This is a genomic window from Mycobacterium timonense (genome assembly GCF_025821985.1).
Classification (GTDB): Bacteria; Actinomycetota; Actinomycetes; order Mycobacteriales; family Mycobacteriaceae; genus Mycobacterium; species Mycobacterium avium.
This window is the reverse complement of the sequence record NZ_JACKSY010000082.1, coordinates 63,424-74,708: the sequence shown is the minus strand read 5'-3', so window position 1 is coordinate 74,708 and position 11,285 is coordinate 63,424. Positions and strand designations below refer to the sequence as shown.

Annotated in this window: 12 protein-coding genes; 8 read left to right on the top strand and 4 right to left on the bottom strand. The window is 66.3% G+C overall.

Annotated features, from left to right (window positions below; translation table 11 throughout):
- Nucleotides 1-482: hypothetical protein (locus tag H7I87_RS19595; protein WP_264002839.1), on the top strand; the 482-nt coding region annotated here is incomplete at its 5' end.
- 267 nt (nt 483-749) lie between these two features.
- Entirely contained in the window at nt 750-935 is a 186-nt protein-coding gene (locus H7I87_RS19590; RefSeq protein ID WP_015632645.1) for a hypothetical protein, read from the top strand.
- A 44-nt stretch (nt 936-979) separates the two neighbouring features.
- On the opposite strand, the gene H7I87_RS19585 is transcribed toward H7I87_RS19590, so the two are convergent.
- From H7I87_RS19585 to H7I87_RS19570, 4 genes are all read right to left on the bottom strand, one after another.
- Nucleotides 980-1,807, bottom strand: a complete 828-nt coding sequence (locus tag H7I87_RS19585; protein WP_023861564.1) for an acyl-CoA thioesterase — start codon at nt 1,805-1,807, stop codon at nt 980-982.
- Nucleotides 1,808-1,833: 26 nt separating this feature from the next.
- The gene (locus tag H7I87_RS19580; RefSeq protein ID WP_031344164.1) at nt 1,834-2,841 is read right to left on the bottom strand and encodes a CobW family GTP-binding protein; all 1,008 of its coding nucleotides are present in this window, start codon (nt 2,839-2,841) and stop codon (nt 1,834-1,836) included.
- A 114-nt stretch (nt 2,842-2,955) separates the two neighbouring features.
- Nucleotides 2,956-3,228 (bottom strand): hypothetical protein, encoded by a 273-nt coding sequence (locus H7I87_RS19575; RefSeq protein WP_023861562.1) that lies wholly within the window; start codon nt 3,226-3,228, stop codon nt 2,956-2,958.
- Complete coding sequence (locus tag H7I87_RS19570; RefSeq protein WP_023861561.1) at nt 3,225-3,857, bottom strand: TetR/AcrR family transcriptional regulator; 633 nt, start codon at nt 3,855-3,857, stop codon at nt 3,225-3,227. Before H7I87_RS19570 ends, H7I87_RS19575 begins: the two co-directional genes overlap by 4 nt.
- Nucleotides 3,858-3,952: 95 nt before the next feature.
- Here H7I87_RS19570 and H7I87_RS19565 point away from each other — a divergent pair, with 95 nt between their 5' ends.
- The 6 genes from H7I87_RS19565 to H7I87_RS19540 all read left to right on the top strand — a co-directional run bounded on the left by H7I87_RS19565 (nt 3,953) and on the right by H7I87_RS19540 (nt 11,251).
- Nucleotides 3,953-5,500, top strand: coding sequence for a bifunctional 3-(3-hydroxy-phenyl)propionate/3-hydroxycinnamic acid hydroxylase (locus H7I87_RS19565; protein ID WP_031344162.1), 1,548 nt, complete (start codon nt 3,953-3,955; stop codon nt 5,498-5,500).
- The gene (locus H7I87_RS19560) at nt 5,497-6,369 is read left to right on the top strand and encodes an alpha/beta fold hydrolase (RefSeq protein ID WP_023881596.1); all 873 of its coding nucleotides are present in this window, start codon (nt 5,497-5,499) and stop codon (nt 6,367-6,369) included. Before H7I87_RS19565 ends, H7I87_RS19560 begins: the two co-directional genes overlap by 4 nt.
- On the top strand, nt 6,366-7,364 hold the full coding sequence (locus H7I87_RS19555; RefSeq protein WP_023861559.1) for a VOC family protein: 999 nt from the start codon (nt 6,366-6,368) through the stop codon (nt 7,362-7,364). Before H7I87_RS19560 ends, H7I87_RS19555 begins: the two co-directional genes overlap by 4 nt.
- Nucleotides 7,365-7,380: 16 nt before the next feature.
- Entirely contained in the window at nt 7,381-8,412 is a 1,032-nt protein-coding gene (locus H7I87_RS19550) for an amidohydrolase family protein (RefSeq protein WP_023861558.1), read from the top strand.
- Nucleotides 8,413-8,636: 224 nt separating this feature from the next.
- A complete protein-coding gene (locus tag H7I87_RS19545) occupies nt 8,637-10,223 on the top strand; it encodes a PPE family protein (protein ID WP_063967039.1) in 1,587 nt (528 codons plus the stop codon).
- Nucleotides 10,224-10,324: 101 nt separating this feature from the next.
- Entirely contained in the window at nt 10,325-11,251 is a 927-nt protein-coding gene (locus H7I87_RS19540; protein ID WP_023881593.1) for an alpha/beta hydrolase, read from the top strand.
- The last annotated feature ends 34 nt before the right edge of the window (nt 11,252-11,285 follow it).

Here is an 11,285-nt window from a genome sequence, read left to right as displayed (position 1 = left end):
ACAGCTTCTCCGACCGATGCAGCCGGCGAATCTCGGCCCAATCCTCCACAGTGATCACTCTCCAATCGAAGGGTGCTCACTTTTCGACCGGAATCACCTGCTCACTTTTCGACCGGAACCGACACCCTCCGCCGTGGTGGCTCACATGGCCGGTCGCCGAAGTGGCCGCCACCATCCTGCCGCTGTTTGCGCAGTCTCCTTGGGAAAACGGCAACGGTCAGATGCACAGCATTGTCGGCTGGTGCAAGACAGGTCAATACCACCCACCTCGTGGGCCGGGCCGCGAAGATGAATTCGATGATCCCGACGTTCGGGCCATCACCGAAGCAACACAGATCCTTGAACGCGCCTGCCTGCTCATACGCACGTTTGGCAGCAGCGGATCATCTGCCATCGGACTAACCCGGCTCGGGATGCAGGCCCTGCACACCGACACCGTGCGTCAACATCTCGGACTCGGCGACACCCCGCCGCGGCACTGACTCGCCACGCCGCCAAACCCCATCCCACTGCCGCGGCGGCGACTTACGCGCCCGCCCAATTTTTTTCATTCGCCACTCCCCACCTGCCTGGTCACAACGGTCCGCTCGAGAACCCGAGCCTGCGCCGCACGGCTGGGTAAGACTGCGACGTGATCACAACGAAGGTATTATCGACACAAGCGGTCACCAAGCGGGCGATGCAGCCCACTTCCTGCCTGACCTTACCGACGAAATCCCTTCTCCTTCTTCCTATTTCGTGAGGACGCCATGCGCGACGAACTGTTTTCCGGCTTCAGTGACTCCGGATGGGACCAAGCCCCCTGGGATGTGGAACCGACCTTCACTGCCGAAGAGTTGCAGATCCTCCTCAACCCCGCACTCTCGGTCGCCGAGGCCGCCGAACGTGTCGGCTGTGTGCAACGCGACGTCATCAGGTTGCGCCGAACATCCTGAAAGGCCGCAGGCTCCGCACGAGCTGCCCGCGCCATGACAGGATTTCATGCTGTCTGCGGCGGGAAGTACATCTCTTGCTTCACCGTGCAAACCAGTTCGCCGGTGCGGTTGAACATCGTCCCACTCGCCAGCGCCAACGAGGCGGCACTGCTGGGTGACGACCGGTCGTAGAGAAGCCAATCCGACAACACCGCCCGACCGTGAAACCACACCGAGTGGTCACGCTGAGCTGACGTCCCGACACCGCCACGTGCCGCGAATGCCGGCTCCGTCAGCGTCACCGCCGACATGTAGGCCACCAGGCTGGCGGTCAGCACCGGATCATCAGGCACACGCCCGTCGGGTCGCCACCACATCGGCGCCCGTGCGGGTGGGACGGTCTCGGTCTCGATGGTCCGGCGCTCGAACCAGCGCAGGCTCGCCCATCGCGCCCGGGAGCCCTCGTCCGCTTCGGCCAGGTGCGGCGCAACCCATGGCAGGGATTCCGGGCTGGGAGCCTCCGGCATGATTGGTTGGTAAACGACCCGCGCGGCTGCGGAATTGACGACTTTGAACGACGACATCGCTTCCATCAGGATCTTGTCGTCCTGGCGTGCTGTGACCCGTCGCGCCGAGAACGTCCGGCCCTCTTGGAGGTCAACGACTTCGAAGTCAACCGGTTGACGCGAATCCCCCGGCCGCAGAAAGTAGGTATGGACGCTGTGCGGTTCGCGGCCCGCCGCCGTGCGACTTGCCGCCAACAAAGCCTGCGCCGAGATGTGCCCGCCGAGAATATGATTGGCGGGCGCCGGAAGCTGCTGCCCGACGAAGCGCCACTGGCCGACCCTCTCGAGCTCCAAGGTGGCGAGCACGTCGCCGAGCGAAGATGACATCACGACGTATCTTGCCGGATCGCCTCTCAGGCGCTGAGCCGCAGGTATCGCTGCAGCCGCCGCGACGCCTGCCCCGACGCCGGACCGTAGACCGGCTGCAGCGCGCGATCGAGTCGCGCCCGCACAGCGGCGACGTCGAGATGCATCCCGATGGCCACCAGACGGTTGGCCGTGGCCTTCGGCGGCGCCTTGGCGATGTCGATTGCGCTACCCACCAGGTTGACGACATAGTTCCGCACGGTCGCGCGCTGCCGCACCGCCACGACGCCTTTCATCCGGAACACCTGCGGCGGTGGGTTTTCGAGAAGGTTGAGGAGGGCACCGGGGTCGATGCAGCCATCGCTGTGGGCGGTGACGGCGTCCGCATGGACGTGGTCATGCTCGTGCTCGGGCACCAGGTCCACGAAGGACAGCTGCCCGGTCTGCTCAGGCCTGGCGGACGCGTCGAAGAGCAGCTCCGGGGCTATCCGACCTCCGATTGTGCCCACCACATGTATGCGCGGATTGCGTTGCGCCGCACGTTCTCTAACGCGTTGCACCACGACCGACCGTTCCCGCTCGGGTACCTGGTCGAGCTTGTTGACGACGATCAGCGAGGCCGCGCCGTAGCGTACCGGCGGCAGCGGGCCGCAATCCACGGTATCGAAGTGGTTCACGGCGTCGACGACGTCGACCAGCCCGCCCGGACGGACCCCCCGGATTTCGCTGAACCCGATGAGCCGCGCGATCGCCACCGGGTCGGCCAACCCGCTGGCCTCGACGACGATGGCGTCCAGGCGTCGAGCCGGGTCCGCGAGCTTGCCGAGTGCTTCGTCGAGCCCACCGCCGTCGGGCAGGCAGCAGATGCATCCGCCAGCGATCGAAGCCGGCTCGTCGACTTGGCCGGCGACCAGACCGGCGTCGATGTTGATGTCGCCGAAGTCGTTGACTATCACACCGATTCGCGTACCGGGATGGTGTAACAGGTGGTTGAGCAGTGTCGTCTTGCCGGCCCCGAGGTGACCGGTGAGCGCAATGACCGGGATCGCAGCCAAAGCCTCACCCTCCACGTCGACACCGGGGACATCCGATCTTAACCGCCGCACCATTGATAGCCCGGCCAGCGTCGGCGTGGCCGTATTGCTCCTCTGAGTCGCGGTCCCCAGCGATCAGGCGTCGTCGCGCACGCCCACTGCTGACCAGTTTGGACCAGTTGGCACGATGCGCGGTGGCGGAGGTGGCGTCGAAGACCAGCTTGTGTGCCCGACCACCAGGCGGCCCTCCGCGGTCCGGCGATTCAGGTTGGCCTGCTGGGTGGCGTAGGCGGCGGCGACGTCCAGGCCGGGGAAGCGTTCGGTGAGCGGCCCGATCGGCCTGCGGGTGCGCTGCGCGTCGTGTAGCAGATCGGCCGCCTCGCGGATCGCGTTATGCCTCAGCATCATTGACCGGCATTCTCCGAAATCATCCGCAGCGCCGCGTCGTACAACGCTCCGGCGTGCAGCTCGAAGAGCCCCACCAGGTTCACCGCATCGCCACCGATCTCCCTGGCGATGAACAATCCATCGGCGCCGGCGATCGCATAAGTGACCAATTGGTCGATCTGCTTGTCGGTGAGCCCTGGGGCGAGTTCGCGCACGATGTCGGCAAGCTCGTCATAGGCCTGGGCCCGGGCCTGGATGAACATCGCGCGGGCGCGCGGCTCGACCGGTCGGCGTTCCAGCGCCAGCATCAGCCCGAGCCGGATGAAGTCGGGCGAGTCCATCAGCGCCTTGGCGATCTGCATCGCCAGCCCGGCCAGCCGGTCGCGTGGGGCGCCTTCGTCGGGAACCTGCCACGCCTTGCGCCAGTCGGCGAAACTGCGCTCGATGACCGCGGCGATCAGGTCATCTTTGTTTTTGAAATGCCAGTAGATGGAGCTGGCGGGCAGGCCGCACTTCGCGCTGACCAGCCCGATACTGGTGGCCTCGTAACCGCGCTCGGCGGCGATCTCGGTGGCGGCGTCGAGGATGCGTTCACGCGACATTTCACCGTCGGCGCGTTTGCGCCGTTTCGGCTGCTTCGTGGCCGCCATATCCGCTCTCCTCCCCCGGGTGCTTGACTCCGTAGTGATCACTACATCACCGTAGTGATCACTACAGGACAAGCCCTCGACGATGCGAGACGACTGTGCCCACTTCAGACATCTATGACGTAGCGGTGATCGGGTACGGGCCGACCGGCGCGACCGCCGCCAACCTGCTCGGCCGGCTTGGCCTGAAAGTGCTTGTGCTCGAGCGTGACTCTGATGTGTACGGTCGTGCCCGGGCGATCTCCACGGACGAGGAGGTTATGCGGATCTGGCAGTCGGTCGGTCTGGCCGACCGACTGCAGCGCGACATGCTGCCTGACCGTCCGCTGAACTTCGTCGACGCCGCCGGGGTGCCGTTCATCGACTTGAAGATCACTCCACGCGGGTGCGGGCATCCGCCGCAGCAGTTTCTCTATCAGCCGGCGGTCGATCATGTCCTGCGCGAGGGGGTGCGACGATTCGTATCCGTCGACGTGCTGTTGGAACACGAATGCCTTCGTGTCCGACCAGATGGCGACGGTGTCGAGCTCATGGTGGCCGACCTGCGCACGGACACTTTCAGACGATTCGGCGCTTCGTATGTGATCGCCGCCGACGGCGGATCGTCACCCACTCGCGGCCAGCTGGGCATCGGGTATTCCGGCCGCACCTACGCGGAACGGTGGGTTGTCATCGACACCAAGGTCCTCAAGGCGTGGGATGCCCATGACCGACTGCGGTTTTGGGCCAATCCAGCCCGCCCCACCGTGGATTGCCCGACTCCACTCGGCCACCACCGCTGGGAATACCCCGCCCGCACGGATGAGGATGAGCGGGAGTTGCTTCGCGAAGAGGCGATCTGGCAGGTTCTGGGCGATCAGGGTATCACCGCTGAACACGTCGAGATCCTGCGCGCCGTGATCTACAGCCACCACGTCCGCGTCGCCGAGCGCTGGCGGGTGGGACGGATCTTCCTCGCCGGAGATGCCGCGCACGCCATGCCGCCGTGGATCGGGCAGGGCATGTCCGCCGGGGTGCGTGACGCGGCCAACCTGTGCTGGAAACTTGCCGCCGTTCTGCGCGGGCAGGCGCCGGAATCGCTGCTCGACTCCTACCAAACCGAGCGCGAGCCGCACGTCAGGGAGGTCACCCGCCGCGCGTGTCGTGTCGGACGGGTCATCACCGAGCGCAACCGCGCCGTCGTCGCCCTCCGTAATCACGGCTTGCGCGCGTTGACGCGGGTGCCCGGTGTGAATGCCGGGCTGCAGAAGCTGACGTGGATTCCCGGCGCCCGCTACCGGGACGGCTTCTTCGCCGCCGGAAAAACGCGCGCAGTCGGCTGGCAGATCCCGCAGCCGTGGGTGGCCGAACCGAATGGTGCGCGAATTCGCCTCGACGATCTCCTTGGAGGGCAGTGGGCAATCCTGCATATTGGGCCAGCGCCAGCCGGCGCGCAGGAGTGGACCCGGCTGGACGTCCCGCTGATCCAGATCACCGATGCCCCTCTCATCCGCTGGCTAGGGCGGAAAAAAGCCGCCGCAGTGGTGCTCCGTCCCGACGGATTCATCTATGCCGCAGCGCAATCCGGGCATCGCCTACCCAAGCCACCGCCCGGCTACAGCGGCAACACCGTTACCACCCCGAGCAAAACGGAAGTCTCCGCATGACGACGAGCAACATGGCCGAGCACGCCGTCACCGTGAACGGCAAATCAATCTTCTTCGCCGAAAAGGGTACGGGCGCGCCGGTACTGCTGCTGCACGGCGGCGGACCCGGCGCCTCGGGCGTGTCGAACTACTCACGCAACATCGACCCGCTTGCGGAGAAATTTCGCGTGATCGTGCCGGACATGCCGGGATACGGCAGATCTGCCAAAGGCGTCGACCAGTCCGACCCGTTCGGATACCTCGCCGACACGATGCGCGGATTGCTCGATGAGCTCGGCATCGATTCCGCGCACCTGGTGGGCAACTCCTACGGCGGATCGTGTGCTCTGCGTCTGGCCCTCGACAATCCCCGGCGGGTGGGCAAGCTGGTGCTGATGGGCCCCGGCGGCATCGGAACCACCCGGGGACTTCCCACGGCCGGTCTGAACAGCCTCCTGGCCTACTACGGCGGTCGCGGGCCCAGCCGCGACAAGCTGGAAGCTTTCATCCGCAATTACCTTGTGTACGACGGCGCCTCGGTGCCCGACGAGCTGATCGACCTGCGCTACCAAGCCTCCATCGATCCGGAAGTGGTGGCGGATCCGCCGCTGCGCCGCCCATCGGGCCCGATGGCGCTGCGCACACTGTGGCGCATGGATCTCACCCGCGACCGCCGGCTGAAGCGACTCCGCACGCCGACGTTGGTGTTGTGGGGGCGCGACGACAAGGTCAACCGTCCGGCGGGCGGGCCGATGCTGCTCAATCTGATGCCCAATGCCGAGTTGGTGATGACGTCGCGCACCGGCCACTGGGTGCAGTGGGAGCGCGCCGACCTGTTCAACAAGCTCGTCACCGAATTTCTGGACAACGCATCGGTTTTCGCCCAATGAACATCTTCGGCAACGTTCACCTCGGCTATATCGTCATCGAAACGGACAGGTTCGCCGACTGGCGCCGGTTCGGCCGCGACGCCATCGGCATGCACCTCGACGACGTCCTGCCCGACGCCATGCGGTTTCGGCTCGACGACAACGCATGCCGGTTCCTGTTGCAGCGCGGCGCGGGCGAGGACGTCACCGCTCTCGGGTGGCAACTCGACGACCACGCCACGTTCGAGGAAATCCTCGCCCGCCTCACCCGGCACGAGGTGCCCGTCACCGAGGGCACGCCCGAGCAGGCCGCCCTGCGCGGTGTCGACCGCTTGGTGCGGTTCCCCGGCCCCAACGGGCTAGCACACGAGATCTTCACCCGGGCCCGTACCGGCCATACGCCACTGGACATGCGGGTGGGCGGCGGCTTCGTCACCGGCGAAGGCGGCATGGGTCACGTGGCGATCGTGTCGAAGGAGCCGCAGCAGATGCGCGGTTACTACGACACCGTCTTCGATGCCCGCTCAAGCGATTACATCGACGAGACGATCAGCGGCCTCAAGTTCAAGATCCGTTTCCTGCGGGTCAACCAGCGTCACCATTCGGTGGCGATCGCCGCGGCCAACCGGCTGCCCATCAACCCGATCCGCACTCGAATCCAGCACTGCAACATCCAGGTCGGCGACCTCGACGACATGACCGCGTCGTATCAGCGAGTCAAAGCGCTCGGGTTCAAGATGGCGCTGTCGGTGGGCCAGCACACCAACAACCGGGAACTGTCCTACTACGCCATCTCGCCCTCGGGATTCGAATGGGAAGTCGGCTGGAACCCTGTCCTCGTCGACGAGAACACTTGGGAACCAACGACATACCAAGGAATTAGCATCTGGGGTCATACCCCGGAGGGCCAGACCATCATCGACAAACTGGCCCAATTCAAGTCCGCAGCCATCTCGCTGCTGCACCGAGAAAACACCGTACCCGCCCTCGCGCGCACCGGAATCCCCGACGACTGACCCAAAGGAGCTCGCAATGCTGCGCATCGACACCCATCACCACCTGATCCCACCCGACTACCGGAAAGCACTCCAACAGAAAGGGATCGACGAAGCCGGCGGACGAGCACTGCCCGACTGGAGCCCGGAGGCGTCGTTGCAGACCATGGCCGAGCTCGACGTCGGGACCGCCATCCTGTCGGTATCCACGCCCGGCACCACCTTCCTGTCCGAGCCGGCCGACGCCGCCGCGCTGGCACGCGACCTCAACGACTACACCGCCGAACTGGCGGCGGCGCAGCCCGACCGATTCGGATTCTTCGCCACCGTGCCGATGCCGCACGTCGACGCTGCGGTCGCAGAAACCGTTCGTGCACTTGACGAATTGAGCGCCGACGGGGTGGTATTGTTGGCCAACAACGCGGGCGTGTACGTCGGGCAGGACGGGCAGGACGCGCTGTTTGACGCCCTCAACCATCGCTCCGCCGTGGTGTTCATCCATCCGGCCGAATTGCCAGGACCCACCGTGCCCGGCGTTGCCCCGTTCGCGGCCGACTTCCTGCTGGACACCACTCGATCTGCCTACCTGTTGGTGCGCAACGGTATTCGGAACCGGTATCCCAACATCCGGTTCCTGCTCAGCCACGCGGGCGGGTTCGTGCCCTATGCGAGTCACCGGATGGCGATGGCTATCATGGCCGACACCGGTCGCAGCTTCGCCGATGTCCTCGACGACTTCTCCAGCTTCTACTTCGACACCGCGCTATCCTCCAGCGCGGCGGCGCTACCCTCGCTGCTGGCCTTCGCCAGACCGGGGCACATCACCTTCGGATCGGACTGGCCGTTCGCCCCGGTCGCCGTCGGCAAACTGTTCGCCGCCGGATTGGAAACCTACCCAGCCCTCGACACCAGCACCCGTGGTGCTATCGAGCACACCAACGCGTTGGCCCTATTCCCGCGGCTCGGCACCCCACCCCACCCCATCCCGCAGTCCCCCGCCCAGCAAATACGCCACTCCCTCAGCCGTGGCGCCATGCGCGTCGTCGCTCGCATGACGAGCACCAGCTGATCGACGTCGACCAAGCGGCGCCACAGCCCATTCGCTCCGTATATACAGGAACTTTCCAGCATTATTTCCGCATTTGCGGATATCAGGCGACATACACTCATGGCTTCAGGCCTCGCTACAGCGGCCGAAAGGAGTCAGCCGGTGATGGGTCGCGGCCCCCATGGCGGTCACGCACGGGTCGTTTCGAAAGCCACTGCAACACCTTGTAATTGGAAAGGCCGGCAGTGACCGCGCCGATCTGGATGGCGTTCCCGCCGGAGATCCATTCGGCGCTGCTGTCCAGCGGGCCCGGACCCGGGCCGCTGCTGGCATCGGCGGGCGCCTGGAGCTCACTGAGCACCGAATATGCCGCAGCCGCCAGCGAACTGACCGCGCTGCTCGATGAGGTTCAAGCCGGAGCCTGGGAAGGACCCAGCGCCGCCCAGTATGCGGCCGCTCATGCCCCTTACGTGGCCTGGCTGACGCAGGCCAGCGCGGACAGCGCCGCAATGGCCGCACGGCAGGAAACCGCCGCGACCGCCTACACGACCGCCCTGGCGGCGATGCCGACGCTGGGCGAGCTGGCCGCCAACCACGCGTTGCACGCGGCGCTGGTCTCGACGAATTTCTTTGGCGTCAACACTATTCCGATCGCGCTGAACGAGGCGGACTATTCGCGAATGTGGGTGCAGGCAGCCACCACGATGAGCACGTATCAGGCCGTCTCGACAACCGCCGTTGCTTCCGCGCCGCAGGCCACGGCGGCCCCGAAGATCATGAACGCCGGCATGAGCGGTGGCTCCGGGATGAGCGGCGGCAATCCGTACATCATGGGAACCGCACTGCCGCAAAACCTTCAGGAATGGCTGGAAGCCCTGTTTCCGTTCAACCCGTTTTCGCCGCAGGGCTGGTCGATGCATCCGAGCCTGTCGATGTTCTTGTCCCGGGTGGAGACCTTGATTCCGATGTACGCGCACAACCCCGCGCAACTGCTCGAGACCATCGTGATGCTCGCACTTCAGTTCGTGATCCACCGAACCCTGTACCTGATCTGGCTGATTCTTTACAACCCGGCCGGGCTGCTGAGCTTTTTCCTGAGCAATCCGGTGTACACCCTCGCGCTGACCACACCCCTGCTGATCGTGCCCGCGGGAGCGGCCGGAGGCTTGGCGGGCCTGACCGGCCTGGCGGCGGTCCCGGCGCCCACGCTGACCCCACCGGTGTCACCGTCCACGATTCCGGTGGCCGACGCTCCCCCGCCGCCCACCGTCGGCGCCGCACCGACCATGGGCACGGCGTCGTCGCCCGGCGCGGCTCCGATGCCCGCATCACCGGAGGCGGCGGCCACCCCGGGCGCACCACCCACACCGCCACCGACGATCATTGGACCCGAGACATCGTTAACTGCACAGGCTTTCGTTTCACCCTACTTGGTGGGGGTTCTCGGGGCGGCGACGGAGTCGAGCGCTTCGGGCAAGAACTGCCGGCCGGCCGCCGATGCCACCGCGGCGGCCGCGGCCGCGCCGGCCCCGGCCGCGGCCGATCGACAAACCGTGCGACGCCGGCGAAACGCCCCCAGCCGCGTCGACCGCGGCTACCGCTACGAATTCCTCGACCCGGAGGCGGACACCGAGCCGGACGAGCGGGCCGCGGCAGATATTGCCCCACAACCGAATTCGTCTTTGACCTCCGAGCGCGGCGCGGGCCGGCTGGGTATCACCACGGTGACCGGGCGGCGAGCGTCGGGATTGGCCAGGCTGGCCGGCGACGCATTCGGTGGCGCACCGACCGTTCCGATGATGCCCGGCAGCTGGAGGCCCGCTACGGGGTGAGGCGGACCCGCGATTCGCAAACCCCGTCGACACTATCCCGATCCTGTATGGTCAGCGTGTCCACCGGCGCACGCAGACCGCACGGAAACCGAGGGCACTCGATGGCTGACCGGCTCCCCGACGATGCCTTCACGGCGCCCCAGGTGGTGGATCCCGGTCTGCGCAAGGTGGCTCGATTCCTGCCCCGCGGGTACGCCCTGCACCGCGGTCTCAAGCTGCAGCGCGCCATCATGAACCTGATGGGCAACGCGGGCCGCCTCCGCACGGTGCCGGTGGTCGCGGTCAACGAGCACGTCACCGTCCGGCTGCACCGTCCACCCAACCTCGCCGAGCATGCGCCCGCGCTGCTCTGGATCCACGGCGGCGGCACGGTCATGGGGCACGCCGCCCAGGACGACAAGTACCTACGCAAGCTTTCGCACCGCACCGGTGTCGCGATCGCGGCGGTGGAACACCGGTTGGCTCCCGAACACCCGTACCCCGCGCCGGTCGAGGACTGTTACGCGGCCCTGCTGTGGCTGGCGCGCCAGCCCTGGGTGGATCCGGAGCGGGTCGCCGTCGGTGGGGCAAGTGCCGGTGGACTTTTCGCGGCCACCCTGGCGCAGCGGGCGCACGACCGCAACGACGTCAAAATCGCCTTCCAGATGCTGGTGTATCCGATGCTCGACGATCGCACCGGCGCCCAACGCGGCGGCCCCCGACGCCTCATGTGGACCGAATCCGACAACCAGCTGGCCTGGCAGTGGTACCTCAACGGGGCCGACCCCGACGAGGCGGCACCGGCCCGCCGCAAGGACCTGTCGGGCTTGCCGCCGGCCTGGATCGGCGTCGGCACCCTGGACCTCTTTTATCCGGAGTGCCTGGAGTACGCGCGGCGTCTGCGCGAGGCCGGCGTTCCGGTGCAGGAGGAGATCGTCCCCGGCGCGTTTCACGCCTTCGACCAGATCGTGGACAAGGCGCCGATCTCCGCCAAATTCTTCGAAAGTCAGTGCGATTTTCTGCGCGGTGCTCTCGCCCCCAACGGGTGACAAGCCGGCCCGGCCCGGTACACCGCTGAATTCC